The organism is Bacillus sp. 95MFCvi2.1 (genome assembly GCF_000374965.1).
GTDB lineage: Bacteria > Bacillota > Bacilli > Bacillales > Bacillaceae_G > Bacillus_A > Bacillus_A pseudomycoides.
In genome coordinates, this window is the sequence record NZ_KB895705.1 from 58,055 (window position 1) to 82,407 (window position 24,353).

Below are 24,353 nucleotides of genomic sequence, written 5' to 3' on the forward strand. Positions count from 1 at the left end.
GAGAGCATGAACAGCAAAGAATTAATTCAAGAAGCAATCGAAGCGCGTAAACAAGCGTATGTACCATATTCTAAGTTTCAAGTAGGTGCAGCATTATTAACGGAAGATGGAAAAGTATACCGAGGATGTAATGTTGAAAATGCATCATATGGATTATGTAATTGTGCAGAAAGAACAGCTTTATTCAAAGCAGTTTCTGAAGGAGATAAAGAATTTGTAGCCATTGCGGTAGTAGCGGATACGAAGCGTCCAGTACCTCCTTGTGGAGCGTGCCGTCAAGTTATGATAGAATTATGTAAACAGGATACGAAAGTATACTTATCAAATTTACATGGTGACGTTCAGGAGACAACAGTTGGAGAATTGTTACCAGGAGCATTTTTAGCGGAGGATTTACATGAATAGAAAAGGTTATAAATCAGGTTTTGTCTCTATAATTGGAAGACCGAATGTTGGAAAGTCTACATTTTTAAATCGAATTATCGGTCAAAAAATTGCAATTATGAGCGATAAACCACAAACAACTCGTAATAAAATTCAAGGTGTATACACAGAAAATGACTCACAAGTTATCTTTATTGATACGCCAGGAATACATAAGCCGAAGCATAAATTAGGCGATTTTATGGTGAAGATGGCACAAACGACATTAAAAGAAGTTGACATTGTATTATTTATGGTCAATGCTGCTGAAGGTTTTGGTCGTGGTGAAGAGTTTATTATCGAAAAATTACAAGAAACAAAGCAACCGGTATTTCTAGTAATCAATAAAATTGACCAAGTTCATCCGGAACAATTGCTGGAATTAATTGATCAATATCGTAAGTTACATGAATTTGCAGAAATTGTTCCGATTTCTGCATTGGATGGTAATAATGTTGAGGCGTTAATCGGTGCGATTAAAAAATATTTACCTGAAGGACCACAATACTATCCAGACAACCAAGTAACGGATCATCCAGAGCGATTTATTATTGCTGAGCTTATTCGTGAAAAGGTACTTCATTTAACACGTGAGGAAGTACCACATTCGGTAGCGGTTGTGATTGATGCGATTCAAAAGCGTGAAGGTGGAGCGGTCTATGTGAATGCGACAATTATTGTAGAGCGTCCATCGCAAAAAGGAATTATTATCGGAAAACAAGGGAAGATGCTGAAAGAAGTTGGAAAGCGAGCTCGCTTTGATATTGAAGCACTTCTTGGTTCAAAAGTATTCTTAGAAGTGTGGGTAAAAGTACAAAAAGATTGGCGTAATAAAATGTCACAACTTCGCGATCTTGGTTTCCGTGAAGATGAGTATTAATAGAAATTAGGAAAATTTTTCTCACATGAAAATGGACAAAATGGGTCATTTTAATAACAACAAAAGAAATTGGTTTATATGCTACGCTTACTGAGAAAGGTGGATTCTTATGCTAGATTTTACCTGGAAGTTTTTCTCCAAAACAGGAAGCATTGAAACGTATTTGCTTTTGAAGGAAATGGAAAAAGACGTAAACGATGAGATGGATCAACATGAAGAGGAGCTAGCGCATCTAGATTCTCCAATTTCTTGACCCGTTTTGTTCAAACCTTGGATGGTGACAAACATGTTTCAAAAAGTTGAGGGAATTGTCATCCGGACAACAGATTACGGAGAAACGAATAAAATTGTTACGATATTTTCCCGTGAGCTTGGAAAGGTAAGTGCAATGGCAAGAGGGGCGAAAAAACCGAAAAGTAGGTTAGCATCTATTTCGCAACTTATGATGCACGGTCACTTTCTGATTCAAATGGGGTCTGGACTTGGGACTTTGCAACAAGGTGAAATAATTTCATCTATGAAAGAAATTCGTGAAGATATATTTTTAACTGCTTATGCATCATTTATCGTGGAATTGACCGATAAAGCAACTGAAGATAAGAAACATAATCCGTATTTATTTGAAATGTTACATCAAACGTTGCACTATATGTGTGAGGGTGTTGATGCTGAAGTATTGTCTTTAATTTATCAAACGAAAATGCTCCCAGTACTAGGGATGCATCCATACTTTGATACATGTGCAATTTGTCACCAAGAAGCAGATTTTGTCGCCTTCTCTGTCCGAGAAGGCGGTTTTCTGTGCTCGCGTCATGCGCAGCAAGATCCATACCGTATTCCGGTGGGAGAGGCTGTTCATAAATTGCTACGTCTCTTTTATCATTTTGATTTAGCTCGCCTTGGTAATGTATCTGTTAAGGATGGAACGAAGCGGCAAATACGTACAGTATTAAATACATATTATGATGAATATTGCGGAATCTATTTGAAATCAAGGCGTTTTCTTGAACAACTTGATAAATTTCAAATATAATGAGGACCATATATAGGTCCTTTTTACATACTTTCTTTTTCAAAAAGCATATTTAGTATATAATATTTAAGAGATAGTATAACTTTTTTCGTTTTGCATTGAAGGTGGTGATTATCATAGAACTGAATAAACGGCAAGAACATATCATTCAGATTGTAAAAGATCACGGTCCTATTACAGGGGAATCAATTGCGGCACAATTAAATTTAACACGTGCAACATTAAGACCTGACTTAGCGATTTTAACGATGGCAGGTTATTTAGAAGCACGTCCACGTGTCGGTTATTTTTATACAGGGAAAACTGGGGGACAGTTATTATCAGAAGCTGTTAAGAAAGTTAAGGTACAAGATTATCAATCTAGACCGGTTGTAATTGATAAAAATATTTCCGTATACGATGCGATTTGTACCATGTTTTTAGAAGATGTTGGTACTTTATTTGTTGTAGATCAAGCGACGCTTCTAGTTGGGGTGGTTTCTCGTAAAGATTTATTACGTGCAAGCTTAGGAAAGCAGGATTTAACATCGCTTCCGGTTAATATTATCATGACAAGGATGCCAAACATCGCAATGTGCCGTAGGGAGGATTCTCTATATGATGTTGCGATGGAATTAATAGAAAGACAGATTGATGCTGTACCAGTGGTAAAAGACACGAAACAAGGGCTAGAAGTTGTTGGTCGAATTACAAAAACAAATATTACGCGTGCGTTTGTAAATTTAGTAAACAATGAATAAGTGTAATTTGTTTAAAGTGAGGTAATGTAATGGATAATAAAATCGTATATGTCGTATCTGACTCTGTTGGAGAGACGGCTGATTTAGTTGTTCGAGCTGCAATGGGACAGTTTCCATTTGCTCCTGATATTAGACGTGTACCGTATGTGGAAGATACAGGGACATTAAAAGAGGTAATTTCAATTGCGAAAAGTAATCGAGCGCTTATTTGCTTTACGTTAGTAAAACCAGAAATGCGTCAGTATTTGTTAGCAGAAGCGGCAAAAGAGGGTGTAGAGGCATATGACATTATCGGGCCTCTTATCGATCAAATCGAAGAGATTACAGGACAAGTTCCAAGGTATGAACCTGGTGTTGTTCGTAGATTAGATGAAGAATATTTTAAAAAGATTGAAGCAATTGAGTTTGCTGTTAAATATGATGATGGTAGAGATGCACGTGGGATTTTAAAAGCTGATATCGTTTTAATTGGGATATCACGTACATCAAAGACGCCACTTTCACAATATTTAGCTCATAATAAACGATTGAAGGTTGCGAACGTACCACTTGTACCAGAAGTGGATCCGCCTGAAGAATTATATCAAGTTGCAAAAGAGAAATGTTTCGGTTTGAAAATTACACCGGATAAGTTAAATCACATTCGAAAAGAACGATTAAAATCACTTGGGTTAAGTGATGGAGCAACATATGCGAACATCAATCGTATTAAAGAAGAAATTGATCATTTTGAGAAGGTAGTAAGTAAAATAAACTGTCAAGTTATTGATGTGTCAAATAAGGCAATTGAGGAAACAGCGAATATTATTGTGAATGCAGTGCAAAACCAAAAAATGTTTTAGCACATTTACCAAGGGTGAATGTGCTTTTTTCGCTCAAGATAAAGAAAAACTTTAATCAGTGGAGTGCTTCATCTTTTACTATTTGGGCTTTTACGGGTAGGTTGTCCCCCGCTTAACCTTTTACTTTAATCTGAATTTTGAAATGGGAGTATTACTGCCCGTGAATAGCCGGATAAAATTTTAAAGGATATGTAGCGAAGTTAGAGAAAATATATTATAATAAAAAATTGTGATAAAAAGGTACATTTTACGTTTAGACTTTAATTTTTCAGAATAAACTAGGGATAGGATTTACGGAAAAGGTATGCATTTACGTAAAATCGACAAAAATCTGGACAAGAAAACGCACATTATGGAAGGATTCACAGAAGGGATGTAGAATACAGAAATATGCAAAACATCAGTAAGATTCTAGTTGATGCAGATGCATGTCCTGTGAAGGATGAAATTGTGCAAGCTGGAACAAAATTCCATGTCGAAATTTTGTTTGTCGCATCCTACGCCCATCGTTCGAAAAAACAGCAAGGGAATTGGATATATGTGGATTCTGAGCAAGATGAGGTGGATTTTTATATCTATAAACACGCCAAAGCTTCAGATCTCGTAATCACATAGGATATGGGACTTGCTGGTCTTCTTGTAAAAAAGGGAGTATATGTATTATCTCCACGAGGTACATTTGTGACTGATGAGCAAATGGATACAATTTTATATAGTAGGTATGTATCTGCGAAGTTACGCAGACAAGGGACCTACACAAAAGGTCCAAAAGCATTTTCAACCCATGATCGACAATGCTTTTTAATAAATTTAGAAAAAATATTGTCGAATTATAAAGGAATCCTTTAATTTGTATCGAATACAAAATACGACACGGAGATGGAGTTATGGGGAACAGAATTCCCGAAGAAGTTGTTGAACAGATTCGGACATCATCTGATATTGTAGAAGTGATTGGTGAGTATGTTCAGCTCAGAAAGCAAGGGCGCAATTATTTTGGGCTTTGTCCATTCCACGGTGAGAATTCACCTTCATTTTCTGTTTCATTAGACAAGCAAATTTTTCATTGCTTCGGATGTGGAGAGGGAGGAAATGTTTTTTCATTTCTCATGAAGATGGAAGGGCTCTCTTTCATAGAAGCTGTGCAAAAGCTAGGAGAAAGAAATAATATTTCGGTTGTAGATTATACATCAGGACAAGATCAACAAGAGGACATATCTGATGACAGTGTCATTATGTTACAGGCTCACGAACTTTTGAAAAAATACTATCACCATCTTTTAGTAAATACTGAAGAGGGAAATGTAGCTCTTTCTTATTTACTAAATCGAGGTATTACAAAAGAGATGATTGCAAAGTTTGAAATTGGTTATGCATCTCCAGGTTGGGATGCAGCAGCAAAAATATTACAAAAAAGAGGTTTTTCGTTATCGACCATGGAGCAAGCTGGCTTGCTTGTGCGGAGTGAAAGGGATGGCAGTCACCATGACCGTTTTCGCGGAAGGGTTATGTTTCCCATTCATACACTACAAGGAAAAGTCGCAGCATTTAGTGGAAGGGCGTTGGGGGATGATACTCCGAAATACTTAAACAGCCCAGAAACACCTATTTTTTACAAAAGCAAATTGCTGTATAACTTCCATCAAGCAAGACCGTTTATCAGAAAACGAGGGCAAGTTGTTCTATTTGAAGGATATGCTGATGTATTAGCTGCTGTAAAAAGCGGGATTGAGGAATCAGTTGCGACGATGGGAACAGCTTTAACAGAAGAACAGGCAAAACTTCTGCGGCGTAATGTTGAAACTGTTGTTCTTTGCTATGATGGTGATAAAGCAGGACGAGAAGCGACGATGAAAGCAGGACAATTGTTATCGCAAGTTGGTTGTCATGTGAAGGTTACTTCATTGCCAGATAAGCTTGATCCTGATGAATATGTGCAACAATATGGAACAGCGGCGTTTGAAAATCTTGTAAAGGCTAGTATAAGTTTTGTTGGATTCAAAATAAATTACTTGCGTTTAGGGAAAAATTTGCAAGATGAGTCTGGTAAAGAAGAATATGTGAAAAGTGTTTTAAAAGAGCTAGCATTATTGCAAGATGCAATGCAAGCGGAGTCGTATTTAAAATCATTATCGCAAGAATTTTCTTACTCAATGGAAACACTTTTAGGACAATTGCACCAATATCGCAAAGAACAAAAGATACAGCAAAAACAAACGAAACAAATTTCTAAGCCGCCTCAAATTGTTCAGGCAAAACCGAAATTTTCAGGTTTTGAAAGGGCAGAAAGAGAGCTCATTTACCATATGTTACAAAGTGCCGAAGTTGCTTTCCGTATTGAACCTCATATAGAAGATTTTCATACGGAAGAACATAAAGGGATTTTATATGAACTATATGCATATTATGAAAAGGGAAATGAACCTTCAGTCGGGAATTTCTTGAGCTGGCTCTCTGATGAGAAATTGAAAAATATTATCACCAATATTTCAACGGATGAATTCATTAATCCAGAATACAGTGATGAAATATTGCAAGGTCACTTAGAGGCGCTAAGCCGCCACAAGCAAAAGCTTAAAAAGATGGAAACCATTTTTGCATTAAAGCAAATGGAAAAAACAGATCCAGTAGAAGCTGCAAAATTTTATGTAGCATATTTACAAAATCAGAAAGCAAGAAGATAGCTTTTTGTATAAAATTTTATTATAATGAATGTTTGTATCTCGCGTAAGGAGGGGAACAGATGGCTGATAAACCAGCTCGTTCTAAACAAATTGAAACTGATATGACTCTTGAGCAAGTGAAAGAACAACTCACTGAGCTTGGAAAAAAACGTGGCGTTCTTACATATGAAGAGATTGCAGAACGCATGAATGGATTTGAAATTGAATCTGATCAAATGGATGAATATTATGAATATTTAGGTGAACAAGGAATTGATTTAGTTGGCGACAACGATGAAGGTCCGAATAATCACCAAATCACAAAGACAGAAGAAGAATTCGATTTAAATGATTTAAGTGTGCCACCAGGTGTGAAAATCAATGACCCTGTTCGCATGTATTTAAAAGAAATCGGCCGTGTGGATCTACTATCTGCTGAAGAAGAAATTCGACTTGCAACCCGCATTGAAGAAGGTGATGAAGAAGCGAAGCGCCGTCTTGCGGAAGCGAATTTACGTCTTGTTGTAAGTATTGCAAAACGATATGTAGGCCGTGGTATGCTCTTCTTAGACTTAATCCAAGAAGGAAACATGGGTTTAATTAAAGCTGTTGAAAAGTTCGATTATCGTAAAGGTTTTAAATTCAGTACGTATGCAACTTGGTGGATTCGTCAAGCGATTACACGTGCCATTGCAGACCAAGCGAGAACAATTCGTATTCCTGTTCATATGGTTGAAACAATTAATAAATTAATCCGTGTACAGCGTCAATTATTACAAGATTTAGGACGTGAACCATCTCCAGAAGAAATTGGAGAAGAAATGGATCTTGCTCCAGAAAAAGTACGCGAAATCTTAAAGATTGCACAGGAGCCAGTTTCTCTTGAAACACCAATTGGTGAAGAGGATGACTCACATTTAGGCGATTTTATTGAAGACCAAGAAGCAACATCACCTGCGGACCATGCAGCGTATGAATTGCTAAAAGAACAATTAGAAGATGTGTTAGATACACTAACAGATCGTGAAGAAAATGTTCTACGTCTTCGTTTCGGTTTAGATGATGGACGAACTCGTACGCTTGAAGAAGTTGGGAAAGTATTCGGTGTAACGAGAGAGCGTATTCGTCAAATTGAAGCAAAAGCGCTTCGTAAATTAAGACATCCAAGCCGTAGCAAACGTTTAAAAGATTTCTTAGAATAGGGTTCTTTTTAAGTTTACTTCACACTTGTGAAGTAAACTTTTTTATTTTGTTAATTCTTGTTAAAATTTAGCTGCCAGTAACGATTACAATTCTTGTAATTTATTTTACAGAATTGTCTTTTGATTTGCAAATGCTCATTTTTCGATTTTTCGATTAATTTCGTTTATTCTATACAAAATTATATGTAGAAAAACAAAAAATATGATGAGAAGCGTTGATATTTATCAAAATAATATGGGATAAAAGGAAGAGAATTAATAAACTGAATTTATGGAATATTTTTAACAACTGATAGTTTTGTCTTTTCTGATAGAACGTTTTCAAGTACAATAGAAGTGACTGAATCATCTAACTATTCGGGGGTGTAGAGGGGGGAGAAGAGATATGAAACGTAATCCGTTGATTCCATTCGCTCTTATTGCAGCACTGGGCATTATCATTATGTTTGTATTTTCGTTTCAGGGGTTACATAAATCTAAAGAGCTTGCTGATGCAAAAAATGGTGGGAAACCTGCACAAACGGCATCGAAACCAGAAGATATTGTGAAACAAAGTTGTACGAGCTGTCATGGTGATCAGTTGCAAGGTGCAGTAGGTCCTAACTTACAAAAAGTTGGTGGGAAACTTTCCAAAGATGAAATTAAGGAAGTGCTTACAAAAGGGAAAGGAAATATGCCAGCGAATATAATCCCAGCAGATCAGGCTTCTAAAGTAGCTGATTGGTTATCAAAGAAAAAATAAAGTGAACCTTTAATCCGTGAGAATTGTATGATTCGCATGTAGTGGAATACGACCGATAAAACAAGTTCTTTGCTTATAGCAGGGAGCTTGTTTTTTCTTTCAATCTAAAATACGATGAAATAAATGAATTGTTTTGTTTCTTTACTTGCAACAACTACTGTAAATTCATTATCATGGAGACAGACTGACAAGAGAAGGAGTAATGGAAATAAATGAATGAAGTGAAGCTTTCAAAAAGATTAGAAGAAGTAGTGCGGGAGATTCCAGTAGGATCTACAGTTGCAGATATTGGTTCCGACCATGCGTATTTACCGTGCTATACAATCATAAATAATATTGCTACAAAGGCAGTAGCGGGAGAAGTGGTAGATGGGCCATTCCGTTCTGCACAGGCTACAGTAGCTGAGAGTGGCCTACAAGAAAAGGTAGATGTTCGTAAAGGAAATGGCTTAGCTGTTATTACACCAGGAGAAGTCGATGTTATTACAATTGCTGGTATGGGTGGAGCGCTAATTCGTGATATTTTAGAGAATGGAAAAGAAAAGCTAAATGGTGTAATACGTTTAATTTTACAGCCTAATATTGCTGCACATCATATTCGTGAATGGTTTATTGAAAATGGTTGGGAGCTTATTCATGAAAAAATTATAAAAGAAGACGGAAAGATTTATGAGATTTTAGTTGGGGAAAAAGGAGAACCGCTAACTCCTTATCATGAAAACAAACAAGCAGAGTTATTTATTGGACCATTTTTGATGAAGGAAAAAAGTGATGCGTTTGTAGAGAAATGGGAAAATGAACTGAAAAACTTTCAAAATATCCTGAAGCAAATAGAGCGTGCGACAGAATCAGAAGATACAAAGGCAAAACGAATTGAAGTAGTCGAGAAAATGAAAATGATAGAGGAGGTTTTATCATGAGTAAAATTCCAAATGGGCATGAAGTGATTTCTTTATTTGAAAGCATGTATCCGAAGCATTTAACGATGGAAGGCGATAAAATTGGTTTGCAGATTGGTGCACTCAATAAGCCAGTCCAGCATGTATTGATTGCACTAGATGTTACAGAAGCGGTTGTAGAAGAAGCGATTCAAATAGGTGCGAATGTAATTATTGCTCATCACCCGCTTATTTTTAATCCGCTAAAAGCAATCCATACAGATAAGGCGTATGGTCGAATTATTGAAACGTGTATCAAAAACGATATCGCTGTTTATGCAGCGCATACAAATGTCGATGTAGCAAAAGGCGGAGTGAACGACTTGCTTGCTGAGGCGCTGGGATTACAAAATACAGAAGTGCTTGTTCCGACATACTCGGAAGAAATGAAAAAGATTGTTGTATGTGTGCCTGCAACGCATGCTGAAGAAGTTCGCAAAGCTCTTGGGGATGCTGGCGCTGGTTATATCGGCAACTATAGCCATTGTACGTTTAATAGTGAAGGAATAGGTACATTTATGCCTGGGGAGGGGACAAACCCTTATATAGGCGAAACTGGGCAGTTAGAGCGTGTAGAAGAGGTAAAGATTGAAACGATTATCCCAGCCCCACTAGAGCGAAAAGTAGTAAAAGCAATGTTAACAGCACATCCATATGAAGAAGTTGCCTACGATGTATACCCCCTTGATAATAAGGGAGAAACGTTAGGACTTGGTAAAATTGGATATTTGCAAGAAGAAATGACATTAGGCCAGTTTGCTGAACATGTGAAATCGGCATTAGATGTAAAAGGTGCGCGAGTTGTTGGGAATTTAGACGATAAAGTGCGGAAAGTAGCAGTGCTTGGCGGTGATGGGAATAAATATATTACGCAAGCGAAATTTAAAGGGGCAGATGTGTATGTGACGGGCGATATGTATTATCATGTTGCACATGATGCGATGATGCTCGGATTAAATATTGTGGATCCAGGACATAATGTTGAAAAAGTAATGAAACAAGGTGTGCAAAAGCAATTACAGCAAAAAGTAGATGAGAAAAAATTTGCTGTGCAAATTCATGCTTCTCAGTTACATACAGATCCGTTTACTTTTGTATAAGCTCTAAAAAGAAAAATTATAAAATCTTTCTTTTTAGATGGAAGAGAGCATCCGGCTATGCATAGAAGTGGTCAGAGCCTTTTTTTGCCCCATGCCAAGTGAAAACAAAGAGAAAAAAGAATATAGGTAATTTTTTTGTTCTCCGTAGCAGCGACTTATATGTGAAAAAATCAAAATAGATTTATATTGAATAAAAAAATCCGCTGCTAGTGAGTTAGCAACGGATTTTTTTTATTGTTGTTTTTTTACTTTAACACGTGGCAAGATTTTTTGAAGTGGTACGTTTCGTTTACGTTCCCAAGTTGCTGGGTTCATTGGGTCGTACTGTTCTAAAAAGGCGATTACTTCTTTTGTAATTGGCGTTGGTGTAGAGGCCCCTGCGGTAACAGCGACATTTTCGATCCCTTGCAGCCACTCTAATTGAATTTCGCTTACATCTGCAACGCGGTATGCTTTTGTACCAGCAATCTCTTGTGATACTTGGGCTAAACGGTTTGAGTTATTACTTTTTGGATCACCGACAACAATCGTTAAATCAGCCACATCTGCTTGCTTAGCAACTGCTTCTTGACGTACTTGTGTTGCTAAACAAATTTCTTTGTGAAATTCAGCTGTTGGGAATTTTTTCTGAATGTCTTCCATCAGGTGCTGAACGTCCCATTGACTCATTGTTGTTTGATTTGTTACTAAAATTTTCTCTGTTGGGATTTCTAGTGTCTCCAAATCATTTGCCTTTTCAATAAGATGAACGATGTCAGGTGCAATACCAACGGCACCTTCTGGTTCTGGATGTCCCTTTTTACCAATGTAAATCACATGGTATCCTTCCGATTTTTTTGTTTCGATAAGGTCGTGTGTTTTCGTAACATCTGGACATGTTGCATCGATTGTCGTTAACCCTTTTTCTTTTGCACGTTGTTTAACTTCTGGAGAAACACCGTGTGCTGTGAAAATAACAGTACCAGAATCAATTTTGTCTAAAATCTCTAATCGACTTGGACCATCTAATGTAATAATGCCATCTTCTTCGAAAGCGTCGGTTACATGTTTATTGTGAACAATCATACCTAAAATATAAATCGGTCTCGGTAATGTTTTATCTAGTGCAGCATTGCGTGCAATGACCATCGCATCAACAACACCGTAGCAATAACCACGAGGGGAAATTTTAACAATTTTCATGTGAGTAATCCTCTCCTTCTAAACAAGGAATCCTTTTTGTACATAGTCTTTTCCATTATAAAGGAGGAGCGGACAGAAAACAAAGGATTGTTAGACATATAGTTTCGGTTTTGGTGCCATACGCGGGATATTCTCCTCTTTCGGTAAGGCTCTTTCAATAACTGGTTCTAAAATTATTTTCTTCTTTTTTTTCTTTTTTGAAGGTGGTGGAGGTGTAGTAATTACTTCCACCTCTTCTGCTGATTCTTCAGCAGCACCTTTTCCAGAAGTGAGAATTTTTACGATGCTTGGTATGCTACGCACAATGGGTCCATACTGCTCGACGACAGGTCCAACAGATTGAGCGACTTGAGCAACTTTTTCAATGTTATTTAACATACCTGTTGGATTGGAGATTAAGTTGGAAAAAAAGCTGCCAATGCCACCGCCACCGCTAGGTATAATCGGTGCTGAGCTACGGATTTCATTCGGATTGTTCATTTGAGGTGGCATCATTTGTTGTGACTGCTGCATATAGGGCTGCTGATGTTGATGCATCATCGGTTGCCCCTCCATTTGTCGATAGGGAGGAACCATTTGCATAAAGGGCTGAGTCGGATCGTGTTTTTTGAATAGCTTCGAGAGAAATCCTTTCTTTTTTTGCATCATAGGAGGTAAATTAGGTATAGGATACGGGGTGTACGGTTGCTGTCCTGTATACATTTGTCCCATAGGAGAGTTCGGATACATAAGAGAACTCCTCCTTTCTTCAGTTAGGTATATACACATACAATATGCAATGAAAAGAAAGAAGGTTAGTTTTTGGAGTGAAAACCTAAACTAAAGATGGATTTTACTATTAGAGTTCGATATAATGTAGACTTGACTGATTTGTGCGCGCAGTAGAAATTTTAGAAAGAAGGTGTAACTTATGACACTACAAACATTTACACAATATAATTTTCAACCGTTTTTAATAGATGCAGTTCGTGAACTACGCTTTTCAGAGCCGACAGAAATTCAAAAGAAAATTTTTCCTGTTGTGAAAAAAGGTGTGAGTGTAATTGGACAGTCCCAAACGGGTTCTGGTAAAACACACGCATATTTACTTCCAACATTAAACCGAATTGATGCGAAACGAGACGAGGTCCAACTTGTCATTACAGCGCCTACTCGTGAGTTAGCACAACAAATTTATCAAGAGATTGTAAAGTTAACAAAGTTTTGTGAAGAAGATCAAATGATTACAGCACGCTGCTTAATCGGAGGAACAGATAAGCAAAGATCCATTGAAAAATTGAAAAAACAACCTCATGTTGTTATTGGGACACCCGGGCGTATTAAAGATCTAGTAGAAGAAAAAGCGCTATTCGTTCATAAAGCTACTACGATTATTGTTGATGAAGCAGACTTGATGCTTGATATGGGATTCATTCAAGATGTAGATAAAATTGCAGCGCGTATGCCTAAAAACTTGCAAATGCTTGTTTTCTCTGCAACGATTCCTCAAAAATTAAAACCGTTTATGAAGAAGTATATGGAGAATCCAGAGCATATTCATATTAATCCAAAACAAGTTGCAGCAGGGAATATTGAGCATTATTTAGTTCCTTCTAGGCATCGTAATAAAATTGAATTAGTGAAAAATATGTTACTTCAATTTAAGCCGTATTTAGCAATCGTTTTTACAAATACAAAGAAAAAAGCGGATGAAGTTGCGGACGGATTAGCAGAGCGTGGATTAAAAGTAGGAAGAATTCATGGTGATTTATCACCACGTGATCGTAAAAAAATGATGAAACAAGTTCGTGACTTAGAGTTTCAATACATTGTCGCTACAGATTTAGCCGCACGTGGTATTGATATTGAAGGGATTAGCCATGTTATTAACTATGAACTTCCATCTGATTTAGATTTCTTTGTTCACCGCGTAGGAAGAACAGCTCGTGCTGGATATTCAGGAATTGCAGTGACGATTTATGATCCAGCAAATGAAGAAGCGTTAGATAGCTTAGAAAAACAACGTAATATCATATTTAACCATGTAGACTTACGTGGAGATGAATGGGCTGATTTAGGTGACCGCCGTCGTCGTAAAAGTCGTAAAAAGCCAAATGATGAACTTGATATTATGGCAACGAAAGTTGTTAAGAAGCCGAAAAAAGTAAAACCTAATTATAAGAGAAAACTGGCAACAGAACGTGCAAAAGTGAAGAATAAATACAGTAATAAAAAAAGATAAGGGGCGATCCCTTATCTTTTTTTATCCTTTTATTTGCGAATGTGAATCTTTCCTGTAGCAAAAATAAAGGCGTTAGGTGAGGACTAATAACCAGCAGGAATTAAGAAAAACTCTACTAATCTTGATATGCTAAGAAGAGTTCCATGTTTTAGAAGCAGGGGGCGTAACTTGTGAATCTGTTTTAGCAGTATGTTTATTGTTTTGTGAACAAACAATTCACTACATATTTCTACAAATTATGCTATCATTATAGCTATTGTATATTGAAGAGGTGATTATATGTTAAAGATTGGATCTCATGTTTCTATGAGTGGTAAGAAAATGTTATTAGCAGCAAGTGAAGAGGCTGCTTCATACGGTGCGACAACCTTTATGATCTATACAGGTGCACCGCAAAATACGAGAAGAAAACCAATTGAAGAGTTAAATATAGAAGCAGGGCGTAAACATATGGAGCTCAATGGTATTGAAGAAATTATTGTCCATGCACCTTATATTATTAATGTTGGTAATACGACAAAACCGGAAACGTTTCAATTAGGTGTTGATTTCCTGCGCATGGAAATTGAAAGAACGTCAGCGTTAGGTGTAGCGAAGCAAATTGTACTTCATCCAGGAGCTCATGTTGGCGCGGGAGCTGAAGCTGGTATTCAGCAAATCATTAAAGGCCTAAATGAGGTATTGACGCCAGAACAGACAGTGAATATTGCACTAGAGACGATGGCTGGAAAAGGAACAGAGTGCGGACGCAGCTTTGACGAAATTGCAAAAATTATTGATGGTGTAAAATATAACGAAAAGTTATCTGTATGTTTCGATACGTGTCACACGCATGATGCAGGTTATGACATTGTGAATGACTTTGACGGTGTATTAAATGAATTTGATAAAATTGTTGGGATTGATCGTTTGCAAGTATTGCATATTAACGATAGTAAAAATATACGCGGAGCTGGAAAAGACCGTCATGAAAATATTGGTTTCGGTCATATTGGTTATAAAGCGTTACACCACATCGTACACCATCCGCAATTACAGCATGTACCAAAAATTCTTGAAACACCGTATGTAGGTGAGGATAAGAAAGATAAAAAACCACCATATAAGTTTGAAATTGAAATGTTGAAGAGTGGCTCATTTGATGAAGGTCTTCTTGAGAAGATTAAAGAACAATAAGGAGGGGGATTTCCACCTCCTTATTTTAATAGTTTCTGAAATAGCGTATTTATTTGTTGAGCGGTAGATGGGGAAGTGACTTTTGCAATCTTTTTTAAAAGTTCTAGTCTTTCTCCTGTATCATAAATGTTGATGTTTTTCCCTTTTATTAAAGGGACAATTTGCTCAGCCTGTTCAGTTGTGATGGGAACTTCATATTCTTTACTATATTTCAATAATTCTTTTGTTGTCATATGATTTAATTTTTTGTTTACAATGTGCTTGATGAGATTCATGATGTAGTCCTCCTTCAGTTGTTCTTATATCGAAATATATGTACGGGATGCTTGTATATATTCGCATAGTAGATGCTTTTTTCTATAAGTAAAAGAAGACTATGTTATAATAAAAGAACAAAACTATATAAAAAGTATATAAGGAGGGTTTATGGAAAAAAAGCAACATAGAAAAGAAAGTATTATTCACCTATTGTATCGTTTAGTTATGATTGTCTTTGGTGCAACGTGTGCGGCAGTAGCTATTGAACTGTTTTTAATGCCAAATAAAATTATTGACGGTGGTATTATCGGTATTTCCCTCATACTAGATTATCTTACTCCAAACATTTGGTGGTTAAGTTTCTCTACTTTAGTTGTCATCCTCAATTTACCGTTTATGTATTCTGGGTATAAACAAATCGGGAAAACTTTTATGTTATCTTCTGCTTTTGCAATCGTCGCTTTAGCATTTATTGAGTCAACATTACATTCTTTCAAGCCTTTTACGACGGAACCGATTTTGGCAACCGTTTTTGGTGGTCTTATTTTAGGGATTGGTGTAGGGATTGTTATTAGGCATGGTGGTTCATTAGATGGAACGGAAATTATGGGGATTTTATTAACGAAAAAATTACCGTTTTCTGTTGGTGAATTTGTTATGTTTGTGAACTTATTTGTTTTTGCTTGGGCAGCATTTGTGTTTGGTGTCGAACAGGCGATGTATTCTGTTATGACATACTATATCGCATTTAAAACAATTGATACGGTTATTCAAGGGTTGGATGAGACAAAAGCAGTACTGATTGTATCAGATCAGTATGAAGAAGTATCAAATGCCATCTTACACCGCCTTGGTCGTGGAACAACGAAACTCGTTGCTAAAGGTGGTTATACAGATAAAGAGAAAGAAGTAATTTATGCAGTTGTTACACGTCTTGAGGTAACAAAATTAAAATCAATTGTTCATGAAATTGATGAAAATGCCTTTATTACAATTATGAGTACGCAAGAGACAAATGGTGGTAAATTTAAATCCGCTATTCATTAAAAGTACATGTTCAAAAAAAGAAGATAAAGAAGGCCAATCAGTTCCAAAGTATGAGGAAATGTAAAAGTAATCTTTGCCGTAATTTTTGAATATCCTTAAAAAAAAGCAGAGAGATTTTCTCTGCTTTTTTGTTATAATAATAAGGTTGTCCGAAATAAAGAATATATTTTTGGGCAGATTGGTTTACAACTATAATAAGTTATACTATAATTCAAATAGAGGTAAATCGGAATCATTCTGAATTAAAATAGGTGAGATGCTATGAAGAATATGTTGGAAATAGAAGGACTGACATTTCGGTATGAAGATCGAAATGTGTTAGAAGATATTAATTTGCAAGTTCCTAAGGGAGCTTTTTTAGGTTTGGTTGGACCGAATGGATCTGGTAAATCGACCCTATTAAAGTGTATATTAGGTGTTTTGAAGCCGAAGAAAGGGAGTATTCGGTTATTTGGTATTGATAGCAAGAAGTTTAAAGAGTGGAATAAACTTGGCTATGTTTCACAAAAGGCTAACAGCTTTAACTCTGGTTTTCCAGCAACTGTCTTTGAAGTTGTTTCAATGGGGCTTGTTTCAAAAAAAGGCCTATTTCGTTTCTTGAAGAAAGAAGATAAAGAAAAGGTTACAAAGGCAATCGCAGATGTAGGAATGAGTGAATTTCAAAATCGTAACATCGGAGAGCTTTCCGGTGGACAACAGCAACGTGTGTTTATTGCACGCGCGCTTGTAAGTAATCCAGAATTACTGATTTTGGACGAGCCTACAGTGGGGATTGATGTAAAGAGTGTAGAGAGCTTTTATGAGATACTAGAAGATTTAAATAAAAAACTAGGTATCACATTGATTCTGGTTACACACGATATGGGAGCTGTAACAGAGAAGGTGACGCATGTTGCATGTTTAAATCAGCATTTGCATTTCCATGGAAATGTTGAGAAATTCCGAGAGTTAGAAGATGCAGAAATGTCGATTTTATATGGACATCATGTTCATCGTTTAGAACATGATCATGAGCATCACGGGAGGATATAATGATACAGGATTTTTTACAATATGATTTTTTACGCAATTCTTTATACGCTGGTATTTTAATAGGGCTTGTTGCCCCGTTAATCGGTGTATTTGTTGTCATTCGTCGCATGTCACTGATTGCAGATGCTTTAAGTCATGTGACATTATCAGGGATTGCCGCAAGTTTGTTACTAGAAAAAACGATTTTTACAGGTGGTTTTTTAAATCCGTTATATATGGGAATGATTTTTTCGATAGGCGGAGCACTATTAATTGAAAAATTACGTACTGTATATAAACATTACCAAGAATTAGCAATTCCAATTATTCTTTCAGCAGGGATGGGACTCGGAGTTGTTTTTATTTCACTTGCGAATGGATTTAATACGGATTTATTTAGTTACTTATTTGGTAGCGTGAGTGCTGTAACAAGCACGGATTTAATTCTTATTGGTATTGTAGCAATCGTAGTTATTGCAACAATTATTTTATTATATAAAGAGTTATTTTTATTATCATTTGACGAGGAATATGCTGTATCAACAGGTCTTCGTGCTAAATGGATTCATTTTATTTTTATTATTTTAGTTGCGCTTGTCATTGCAGTATCAATGCGTGTTGTTGGGGTTCTTCTCGTATCATCCCTAATGACGTTACCAGTTGCCGCAAGTATCCGCATCGCAAAAGGATTTAAACAAACAATTTTCTTTTCCATTTTATTTGGTGAAATTTCCGTGATAGGTGGGCTGTTTGCTTCTTATCAGCTTGATTTAGCTCCAGGTGGTACAATTGTTATGCTAGCGGTTCTTATTTTAATCGGTGCAATCTTATGGAAGAAGAAAAAAACTGCATAAAGTAGGGATAGTTATGAATCTGACTGAAGCTTTACGTCTTATGAAAGAAAAAGGCTATAAACACACTGGAAAAAGGGAAGAAATGTTACGTTTATTTGCGGTTCATAATCGTTATTTAACCGCAAAAGACGTTTTAGAGCATATGAAGAATGATTACCCAGGACTAAGTTTTGATACAATCTATCGTAATTTAACGGTATTTGCTGAAATTGGTGTTTTAGAGCAAACAGAATTAAATGGAGAAAAGCATTTTCGTTTTACATGTTCAATTATGGAACATCATCATCACTTCATTTGCTTGGATTGTGGTGGTACGAAAGAAATTACTTCCTGTCCAATGGATTTTATGAATAAAGATTTTAAAGGATACGAAGTAACAGGGCATAAGTTTGAAATATATGGGCGTTGCCCGAAGTGTGCAAAGTAAAAGCTTGTCAGCGTAAAGACTGACAAGCTTTTATTTGTAGTTATAAAACGGCTGCTGGTGACATCCAGGCAGCCGTTTTTATTATTGCTCTTGTTTTTCTTTTTCTTTTTCTTGATTTGCAGCCATTTCAGCAGCAATTACATCAATTTCTTTTTTGAGTTCTTCTACCATTGTTTCTTCCGGTACTTTGCGAACGACTTTTCCTTTACGGAATAATAAACCTTCTCCACGTGCACCGGCAATACCGATATCAGCTTCACGAGCTTCACCAGGTCCGTTTACAGCACATCCAAGTACAGCAACTTTGATTGGTACTTTCAGCGTAGAGATATATTCTTCTACTTCATTTGCAATACTGATAAGGTCAATTTCAATACGACCGCAAGTTGGACAAGAAATAAGTGTTGCAGCATTCGATGCAAGACCGAATGATTTTAAAAGTTCACGAGCAACTTTTACTTCTTCAACAGGATCAGCACTTAATGAAATACGAAGTGTATTTCCGAGACCTTTATTTAAGATTGCTCCAAGACCAGCAGCACTTTTTACCGTTCCAGCAAATAGTGTTCCAGATTCTGTAATGCCTAAATGTAATGGATAATCAAAGGCACGAGCTGCTTTCTCATAAGCTTCGATTGCTAAGTTAACATCAGAGGCTTTCATGGATACGATGATATCGTGGAAATCTAAGTCCTCTAAAATTTTAATATGATGCAGTGCGCTTTCAACCATACCATCTGCAGTAGGATAGCCGTACTTTTCTAAAATATGGCGCTCTAATGAACCAGCATTTACACCAATACGAATTGGAATACCGCGTTCTTTAGCAGCATTTACAACAGCTTCTACTTTATGGCGACGCCCAATGTTTCCTGGATTGATACGTACTTTATCAATGCCGCCTTCAATTGCTTTTAAAGCAAGACGATAATCAAAGTGAATATCAGCAACAAGTGGAATGTTAATTTGTTTTTTAATATCAGCAATAGCATTTGCTGCGCGTTCGTCTGGAACAGCAACGCGGACAATTTGACAACCCGCTTCTTCTAAACGTTTAATTTCAGCAACTGTAGCTTCTACATCATGCGTTTTTGTTGTTGTCATACTTTGTATAATTAATTCATTATTACCGCCAATTGTTAAATTACCGACTTTAACAGGACGTGTTTTTGTACGATGAGTCATTTCATTCACGAATAGATCGCTCTCCTTATAAAAGAAGTTTCTTATTTTGTTGCCTCATATCAAATATAGTATATGTGATATGGAGCGATAGAAACCTATATGCTCGGTTTCACTTTTACTATTGTATCAGCGCCTTTATGTAATTGACAAGGATTAAGTGATGGTTCATTGATATAATGGGAATTTGTAAGATTTTCCAATTTGAATTTTTGTAGAAGATGTATTTTTATTTAATTGTTTAAAATCATCGATTACTTTTTCAATAGAAGGAACTTTTTTCTTGTTAATCGCTTCTGTAATGGATAAAACAGTATCTCCTGTTTTTACTTCAATCGCTTTATATTGTGCATCCGTTTCTTTTTTGGATTTTGTATCAACATTTTCTTTTTTTACAGTTTGGGCAGCTGTTGGTTTTTTGTATGAACTTAACATTGGTAAAGTACCAATTTTTATATCGTAATAAAACACGTAACCGAGAACAAGCACAAGTAAGAGTGTACCAAGTCTTTTCATATTCCTCACTCCTTTGTTAGGAAATATATGCTTGTCCAAAAAAAAAATGCCAAAATGGCATTTTTTATAGTTCGTGTTTTTCTTTAGGTTTTGGTATTTCTTTAATGGTTAAGTACAGAACAATTAAAATGATTGCAGTGTACAGAAGGAATGACCAGGGGACATTTATTTTTAATAAATCCATAATCATAAAGAAAATTGTTGGAATTGTATAGCTGTAAGCCGTTAATGTCCAAACTTGTTTGTAAGATAACTTCCGCTGACCGCCCATTGCAGAACCAATAAAGGCTAAAATTGTTACCCCTAGGAATGAAATGAATAATTGGAACAAATAAATGACTATTCCTACAACAAGCATGAGAATAGGATAAATGCTATCAATGGCTGATATGATATCTTTAATATCTTTTTTCTCAAATGTACCATTCCCAAAATCGCCATAAGACTGACTTTGTGTTTGATTGTTATTAATAGATACAACTTTATCCTTTAAAACGAATACACCTTGTTTATTTGCATATGCAGTCGTATCCGTTGCATTAGGGTCAAATACGAAAACAAAGTTCCCATCTTCTTTTATAATGGGTTCTTTAACGTCGGCATGAAGTTCGCCGTTCTCAATTTTAAAATCTGGGAGATCTTTTTCAATTGATTGATGTACAGTAGAAACGATATCTTGGGTGAAATTCCCAAATGTAAAGGTTTTTGGGATTGTTGCAATTAAACACAATAACATGATATACAGAATCGTTTTCCCGATTTTTTGAAAACGAAAAAGTGCCATGTCTTTTGGCGAATATAAACTTTTTACTAGCTGCGTAAATACGGACATATATTCACTTCCTTTGCTATATGTATGATAGATTGATGCATAAAATCATTGTAACGTACGAATCTAGAGAACTACAAGTTATATCGTGTGAAGTAAGATTGATACCCCAGTAAGTGAGAGTTATAAAGGACTTTTTGCTATATCAATATAAATTGAAACCCTGACATAAAACCTTTCTTTTAGGTAGGAGAGGGCAACTGGCTATGCATAGAAGCAGTCAGATCCTTTTTCCTGCCCCGTCCGACGGTAAAACAAAGAGAGAAAACAAGTGCAGGTCACTTTTTGTTTTGCGTAGTGGGGGATTATTATATATCGAAAAAACAAAATGGATTTATATAATTATTCGCTTGCAGTAAGGTGTTTTTTTAAGATTTGAAAATAAAAAAGATAGACTTCAGTAAATGTAAAATAGACGAGAGCTCACCATCATTGAGAAATGAGGAAAAGTTTACTGATGGAAGTTTGACTTTAAGAAAAGTAAAAATACAATTGACACTTTTCTTTTTTATATGGTAAATTTATCTTACATTTCTTAACCGATATATCTCGCAGTGACTCAACCATGTAATTATACAGTTTTTATCTTGTATGAAAGTTCTGTGGAGACTTGGTGGTGTGATTTAAATTTCAGCCACCGATATATACATAATTCTGGACCCTTAGCTCAGCTGGTTAGAGCAGACGGCTCATAACCGTCCGGTCGTAGGTTCGAGTCCTACAGGGTCCATATCCATTTCAAATGTTCATCATGTAGACGAGAAGCTTCCTTGTAGAAGGAAGCTTTTTTTACGAAATATATGAGCATTTTATTTGAAAAGAAATGGGAATTTTGCTACGTTAATGATAGCAAGACAATGTGATTTAATTTGTTTTCACCCTATGGCAATTAGGGTAAAATGAAGTTGTATGCCAAGTCATTTTGGCAATACATAAACTGGGAGGAATGTAACAATGGCAAAACATGAATTACCAAATTTACCTTATGCGTATGATGCTTTAGAACCTCACTTTGATAAAGAAACAATGAACATCCATCATACAAAACACCACAACACTTACGTAACAAATTTAAACGCTGCGCTAGAAGGTCATGCAGAACTAGCTGACAAAAGTGTTGAAGAATTAGTTGCAAACTTAAATGAAGTACCAGAAGCAATTCGTACTGCAGTACGCAATAACGGTGGCGGACATGCGAATCATACTTTCTTCTGGACAATTCTATCTTCAAATGGTGGTGGACAACCAGTAGGTGAACTTGCAGCTGCAATTGAAGCGAAATTCGGTAGCTTTGATGCATTCAAAACAGAATTCGCAAAAGCTGGTGCAACTCGCTTCGGTTCTGGTTGGGCTTGGTTAGTAGTAAACAATGGTGAGCTAGAAGTAACAAGCACTCCAAACCAAGATTCACCTTTAACAGAAGGTAAAACTCCAGTTATCGGTTTAGATGTTTGGGAGCATGCTTACTACTTACATTACCAAAACCGTCGTCCTGACTACATCGGTGCATTCTGGAACGTTGTAGACTGGAACGCAGCTGAAAAACGTTACCAAGAAGCTAAATAATATCGCTTGTTCCGTTTTAGGTAAGGCGATATTGAAGAAGCTAGGGGAATATTCTCCTAGCTTTTTTGTATGCTTTCTTTTACATAATTGTGCTCGTCTTTGGAAGACTAGAACATGAAGTAAAGGAGAGTTATGTATGAAGTGGAAACATGTAATTGGCGATGTCGAGGTGAATCGTGATTTAATATTGTTACTTGTTATGGGGGGATTATACACGCTCGCAATTTCTTTATCCAACACGTTTGTTAACATTTATTTATGGAAACAAACACAAAACTATGTGAACCTTGGTTTGTATAATTTAGCAAGCGTTGTATTGCAGCCACTAACATTTCTTTTTGCGGGAAAATTGGCAAAACGGATAGATCGTGCTATTTTACTGCGAATCGGTGTGGGAACATTAGCTGCTTTTTTTATTGTTGTTTTACTCGCAGGAACGCATGCTTCACATTACATTTTATTACTTGGCGGTCTTCTTGGAATTGGATACGGTTTTTATTGGCTTGCATTTAATCTGTTGACATTTGAGATTACGGAACCGGAAACACGTGATTTTTTTAACGGTTTTCTTGGTCTTTTAACATCCTTTTCTGGAATGATTGGGCCAATAACAGCAGGATATACGATTTCACGTATGGAGAAATGGAGCGGTTATACAGTTATCTTTTTTCTTTCATTAACTTTATTTGCAATTGCTGTTGTCATAAGCTTCTTTTTATCGAAAAGAGAATGTGAGGGGCGCTATGAAATTGTTCAAGTTTTGAAAGAACGTAAGGTTGATAAAAACTGGGGAAGGATTACACGCGCACACTTTTTTCAAGGATTAAGGGAAGGGACGTTTATTTTTGTTATTTCTGTATATGTCTATTTGGCATCAGGGAGCGAATTTGCATTAGGAAAGTATAGTTTAGTCAATTCCGCTGTTTCATTTGTATGCTATTACTTGGTTGCGCGTATGTTAAAAAAGGAGTGGAGAAAAAAGGCAATTTTACTTGGTGGAATTATTTTGTATGTCGTTGTATTTTTAGTTATTTTTCATGTTACATATGTAAAATTACTCATTTATGCAGCATGTATTGCAATAGCTTATCCGATTTTACTTGTTCCGTACGGATCGATGACATACGATGTAATCGGAAGAGCAAAGCAGGCGAAAGAATGGCGGGTCGAGTATATTGTTGTTCGAGAATTATGGTTAAACAGCGGAAGAATCTGTTCGATTTTAAGTTTTTTATGTGCAGTATCATTTTTCCAGCCAGAAAAAAGCTTACCTGTTCTATTATGTATTCTTGGAGCTGGACATTTACTTATTTATTTTGCTGTTAGAAATGTCAAATACGGGGAAGGGAATCCAAATAAACCAAGGATTCCAGCACCTGAAACAACACAAAATCATACTGAACGAGAAGGTTAACTTCTTCTGGATTTTATGCTAGAATAAAAAGACATGTAAAACAGCAGTGAGGACACCTATAATAAGGTGTCCCTTTCCTATTACATAGCTGTTGGTAGAGGGGGTTC

The 24,353-nt window shown here is 36.3% G+C and carries 25 protein-coding genes, 1 tRNA gene and 1 pseudogene; 21 read left to right on the plus strand and 6 right to left on the minus strand.

All coding sequences use genetic code 11. The features are described 5' to 3' along the window. Positions 1-6 precede the first annotated feature (6 nt). From C568_RS0120175 to C568_RS0120230, 12 genes and pseudogenes are all read left to right on the plus strand, one after another. Positions 7-405 (plus strand): cytidine deaminase, encoded by a 399-nt coding sequence (locus C568_RS0120175; RefSeq protein ID WP_006095994.1) that lies wholly within the window; start codon positions 7-9, stop codon positions 403-405. Next, positions 398-1,303 (plus strand): GTPase Era, encoded by a 906-nt coding sequence (gene era / locus C568_RS0120180; protein ID WP_018765845.1) that lies wholly within the window; start codon positions 398-400, stop codon positions 1,301-1,303. The genes C568_RS0120175 and era overlap by 8 nt, the downstream gene beginning before the upstream one ends. A gap of 109 nt (positions 1,304-1,412) precedes the next feature. Beyond that, the gene (locus C568_RS33340) at positions 1,413-1,556 is read left to right on the plus strand and encodes a YqzL family protein (protein ID WP_000883924.1); all 144 of its coding nucleotides are present in this window, start codon (positions 1,413-1,415) and stop codon (positions 1,554-1,556) included. 33 nt (positions 1,557-1,589) lie between these two features. After that, positions 1,590-2,336 carry a DNA repair protein RecO gene (gene recO / locus C568_RS0120190; protein ID WP_016116361.1) on the plus strand — a complete coding sequence of 249 codons (747 nt, stop codon included), beginning with the start codon at positions 1,590-1,592 and terminating at the stop codon, positions 2,334-2,336. 107 nt (positions 2,337-2,443) lie between these two features. Continuing rightward, on the plus strand, positions 2,444-3,076 hold the full coding sequence (locus C568_RS0120195; protein WP_026008574.1) for a helix-turn-helix transcriptional regulator: 633 nt from the start codon (positions 2,444-2,446) through the stop codon (positions 3,074-3,076). Between the two features lie 29 nt (positions 3,077-3,105). Then, positions 3,106-3,918, plus strand: a complete 813-nt coding sequence (locus C568_RS0120200; protein ID WP_003200663.1) for a pyruvate, water dikinase regulatory protein — start codon at positions 3,106-3,108, stop codon at positions 3,916-3,918. A gap of 390 nt (positions 3,919-4,308) precedes the next feature. Then, positions 4,309-4,767, plus strand: a pseudogene (locus C568_RS32030) (YaiI/YqxD family protein). Positions 4,768-4,805: 38 nt separating this feature from the next. Continuing rightward, a complete protein-coding gene (dnaG, locus tag C568_RS0120210) occupies positions 4,806-6,602 on the plus strand; it encodes a DNA primase (protein WP_006095997.1) in 1,797 nt (598 codons plus the stop codon). A gap of 59 nt (positions 6,603-6,661) precedes the next feature. Continuing rightward, positions 6,662-7,783 (plus strand): RNA polymerase sigma factor RpoD, encoded by a 1,122-nt coding sequence (rpoD, locus tag C568_RS0120215; RefSeq protein WP_003200669.1) that lies wholly within the window; start codon positions 6,662-6,664, stop codon positions 7,781-7,783. 385 nt (positions 7,784-8,168) lie between these two features. Further along, positions 8,169-8,525: a cytochrome c550 gene (gene cccA, locus C568_RS0120220; protein ID WP_003200671.1), complete on the plus strand. Its 357-nt coding sequence runs from the start codon at positions 8,169-8,171 to the stop codon at positions 8,523-8,525. A gap of 212 nt (positions 8,526-8,737) precedes the next feature. Further along, a complete protein-coding gene (locus tag C568_RS0120225) occupies positions 8,738-9,445 on the plus strand; it encodes a tRNA (adenine(22)-N(1))-methyltransferase (RefSeq protein WP_006095998.1) in 708 nt (235 codons plus the stop codon). After that, a complete protein-coding gene (locus C568_RS0120230; RefSeq protein ID WP_018782554.1) occupies positions 9,442-10,563 on the plus strand; it encodes a Nif3-like dinuclear metal center hexameric protein in 1,122 nt (373 codons plus the stop codon). The genes C568_RS0120225 and C568_RS0120230 overlap by 4 nt, the downstream gene beginning before the upstream one ends. 231 nt (positions 10,564-10,794) lie before the next feature. Here the strand turns inward: C568_RS0120230 and C568_RS0120235 are convergent, their stop codons facing one another. Both C568_RS0120235 and vrrA read right to left on the minus strand, forming a co-directional pair. After that, positions 10,795-11,745 (minus strand): 4-hydroxy-3-methylbut-2-enyl diphosphate reductase, encoded by a 951-nt coding sequence (locus tag C568_RS0120235; protein ID WP_003200678.1) that lies wholly within the window; start codon positions 11,743-11,745, stop codon positions 10,795-10,797. Between the two features lie 90 nt (positions 11,746-11,835). Further along, positions 11,836-12,474, minus strand: coding sequence for a VrrA/YqfQ family protein (gene vrrA, locus C568_RS0120240; RefSeq protein ID WP_018782555.1), 639 nt, complete (start codon positions 12,472-12,474; stop codon positions 11,836-11,838). Between the two features lie 181 nt (positions 12,475-12,655). On the opposite strand from vrrA, the gene C568_RS0120245 reads away from it, so the two are divergent. Continuing rightward, complete coding sequence (locus tag C568_RS0120245) at positions 12,656-13,966, plus strand: DEAD/DEAH box helicase (protein ID WP_018782556.1); 1,311 nt, start codon at positions 12,656-12,658, stop codon at positions 13,964-13,966. 279 nt (positions 13,967-14,245) lie between these two features. Continuing rightward, positions 14,246-15,142: a deoxyribonuclease IV gene (locus C568_RS0120250; protein ID WP_003208520.1), complete on the plus strand. Its 897-nt coding sequence runs from the start codon at positions 14,246-14,248 to the stop codon at positions 15,140-15,142. Between the two features lie 20 nt (positions 15,143-15,162). On the opposite strand, the gene C568_RS0120255 is transcribed toward C568_RS0120250, so the two are convergent. After that, the gene (locus C568_RS0120255; RefSeq protein ID WP_003200331.1) at positions 15,163-15,417 is read right to left on the minus strand and encodes a DUF2624 domain-containing protein; all 255 of its coding nucleotides are present in this window, start codon (positions 15,415-15,417) and stop codon (positions 15,163-15,165) included. 151 nt (positions 15,418-15,568) lie between these two features. Between C568_RS0120255 and C568_RS0120260 the strand changes: the two genes are divergently transcribed. The 4 genes from C568_RS0120260 (at position 15,569) to C568_RS0120275 (ending at position 18,739) form a co-directional block, all read left to right on the plus strand. Further along, a complete protein-coding gene (locus C568_RS0120260; protein ID WP_003200334.1) occupies positions 15,569-16,447 on the plus strand; it encodes a YitT family protein in 879 nt (292 codons plus the stop codon). Between the two features lie 261 nt (positions 16,448-16,708). Continuing rightward, positions 16,709-17,479: a metal ABC transporter ATP-binding protein gene (locus tag C568_RS0120265; protein ID WP_018782557.1), complete on the plus strand. Its 771-nt coding sequence runs from the start codon at positions 16,709-16,711 to the stop codon at positions 17,477-17,479. After that, entirely contained in the window at positions 17,479-18,312 is an 834-nt protein-coding gene (locus tag C568_RS0120270) for a metal ABC transporter permease (RefSeq protein ID WP_003200340.1), read from the plus strand. Before C568_RS0120265 ends, C568_RS0120270 begins: the two co-directional genes overlap by 1 nt. Positions 18,313-18,325: 13 nt before the next feature. Continuing rightward, positions 18,326-18,739, plus strand: coding sequence for a Fur family transcriptional regulator (locus C568_RS0120275; protein WP_003200343.1), 414 nt, complete (start codon positions 18,326-18,328; stop codon positions 18,737-18,739). Positions 18,740-18,820: 81 nt separating this feature from the next. On the opposite strand, the gene ispG is transcribed toward C568_RS0120275, so the two are convergent. The 3 genes from ispG to C568_RS0120290 form a co-directional block, all read right to left on the minus strand. Next, a complete protein-coding gene (gene ispG / locus C568_RS0120280; RefSeq protein WP_162473036.1) occupies positions 18,821-19,924 on the minus strand; it encodes a flavodoxin-dependent (E)-4-hydroxy-3-methylbut-2-enyl-diphosphate synthase in 1,104 nt (367 codons plus the stop codon). Positions 19,925-20,089: 165 nt separating this feature from the next. Beyond that, positions 20,090-20,437, minus strand: coding sequence for a hypothetical protein (locus C568_RS0120285; RefSeq protein WP_003200346.1), 348 nt, complete (start codon positions 20,435-20,437; stop codon positions 20,090-20,092). Positions 20,438-20,501: 64 nt separating this feature from the next. Continuing rightward, entirely contained in the window at positions 20,502-21,269 is a 768-nt protein-coding gene (locus C568_RS0120290; RefSeq protein ID WP_018782559.1) for a DUF1189 domain-containing protein, read from the minus strand. A gap of 653 nt (positions 21,270-21,922) precedes the next feature. Here C568_RS0120290 and C568_RS0120295 point away from each other — a divergent pair. The 3 genes from C568_RS0120295 (at position 21,923) to C568_RS0120305 (ending at position 24,246) form a co-directional block, all read left to right on the plus strand. Continuing rightward, a tRNA-Ile gene (locus tag C568_RS0120295) sits at positions 21,923-21,996 on the plus strand. A 224-nt stretch (positions 21,997-22,220) separates the two neighbouring features. Beyond that, a complete protein-coding gene (sodA, locus tag C568_RS0120300; protein ID WP_003200350.1) occupies positions 22,221-22,832 on the plus strand; it encodes a superoxide dismutase [Mn] in 612 nt (203 codons plus the stop codon). Positions 22,833-22,968: 136 nt separating this feature from the next. Continuing rightward, on the plus strand, positions 22,969-24,246 hold the full coding sequence (locus tag C568_RS0120305; protein WP_003200351.1) for an MFS transporter: 1,278 nt from the start codon (positions 22,969-22,971) through the stop codon (positions 24,244-24,246). Positions 24,247-24,353 lie beyond the last annotated feature (107 nt).

Bases quoted from the DNA above. Each gene is read 5' to 3' on its own strand.
- cccA (WP_003200671.1), top strand. From the start codon at position 8,169: ATGAAACGTAATCCGTTGATTCCATTCGCTCTTATTGCAGCACTGGGC.
- C568_RS0120290 (WP_018782559.1), bottom strand. From the start codon at position 21,269: ATGTCCGTATTTACGCAGCTAGTAAAAAGTTTATATTCGCCAAAAGAC.
- recO (WP_016116361.1), top strand. From the start codon at position 1,590: ATGTTTCAAAAAGTTGAGGGAATTGTCATCCGGACAACAGATTACGGA.
- dnaG (WP_006095997.1), top strand. From the start codon at position 4,806: ATGGGGAACAGAATTCCCGAAGAAGTTGTTGAACAGATTCGGACATCA.
- C568_RS0120255 (WP_003200331.1), bottom strand. From the start codon at position 15,417: ATGAATCTCATCAAGCACATTGTAAACAAAAAATTAAATCATATGACA.
- vrrA (WP_018782555.1), bottom strand. From the start codon at position 12,474: ATGTATCCGAACTCTCCTATGGGACAAATGTATACAGGACAGCAACCG.
- C568_RS0120175 (WP_006095994.1), top strand. From the start codon at position 7: ATGAACAGCAAAGAATTAATTCAAGAAGCAATCGAAGCGCGTAAACAA.
- C568_RS0120260 (WP_003200334.1), top strand. From the start codon at position 15,569: ATGGAAAAAAAGCAACATAGAAAAGAAAGTATTATTCACCTATTGTAT.
- C568_RS33340 (WP_000883924.1), top strand. From the start codon at position 1,413: ATGCTAGATTTTACCTGGAAGTTTTTCTCCAAAACAGGAAGCATTGAA.
- C568_RS0120285 (WP_003200346.1), bottom strand. From the start codon at position 20,437: ATGAAAAGACTTGGTACACTCTTACTTGTGCTTGTTCTCGGTTACGTG.
- rpoD (WP_003200669.1), top strand. From the start codon at position 6,662: ATGGCTGATAAACCAGCTCGTTCTAAACAAATTGAAACTGATATGACT.
- C568_RS0120270 (WP_003200340.1), top strand. From the start codon at position 17,479: ATGATACAGGATTTTTTACAATATGATTTTTTACGCAATTCTTTATAC.
- C568_RS0120275 (WP_003200343.1), top strand. From the start codon at position 18,326: ATGAATCTGACTGAAGCTTTACGTCTTATGAAAGAAAAAGGCTATAAA.
- sodA (WP_003200350.1), top strand. From the start codon at position 22,221: ATGGCAAAACATGAATTACCAAATTTACCTTATGCGTATGATGCTTTA.
- C568_RS0120265 (WP_018782557.1), top strand. From the start codon at position 16,709: ATGAAGAATATGTTGGAAATAGAAGGACTGACATTTCGGTATGAAGAT.
- C568_RS0120200 (WP_003200663.1), top strand. From the start codon at position 3,106: ATGGATAATAAAATCGTATATGTCGTATCTGACTCTGTTGGAGAGACG.
- C568_RS0120245 (WP_018782556.1), top strand. From the start codon at position 12,656: ATGACACTACAAACATTTACACAATATAATTTTCAACCGTTTTTAATA.
- C568_RS0120225 (WP_006095998.1), top strand. From the start codon at position 8,738: ATGAATGAAGTGAAGCTTTCAAAAAGATTAGAAGAAGTAGTGCGGGAG.
- C568_RS0120235 (WP_003200678.1), bottom strand. From the start codon at position 11,745: ATGAAAATTGTTAAAATTTCCCCTCGTGGTTATTGCTACGGTGTTGTT.
- ispG (WP_162473036.1), bottom strand. From the start codon at position 19,924: ATGACTCATCGTACAAAAACACGTCCTGTTAAAGTCGGTAATTTAACA.
- C568_RS0120230 (WP_018782554.1), top strand. From the start codon at position 9,442: ATGAGTAAAATTCCAAATGGGCATGAAGTGATTTCTTTATTTGAAAGC.
- C568_RS0120305 (WP_003200351.1), top strand. From the start codon at position 22,969: ATGAAGTGGAAACATGTAATTGGCGATGTCGAGGTGAATCGTGATTTA.
- era (WP_018765845.1), top strand. From the start codon at position 398: ATGAATAGAAAAGGTTATAAATCAGGTTTTGTCTCTATAATTGGAAGA.
- C568_RS0120250 (WP_003208520.1), top strand. From the start codon at position 14,246: ATGTTAAAGATTGGATCTCATGTTTCTATGAGTGGTAAGAAAATGTTA.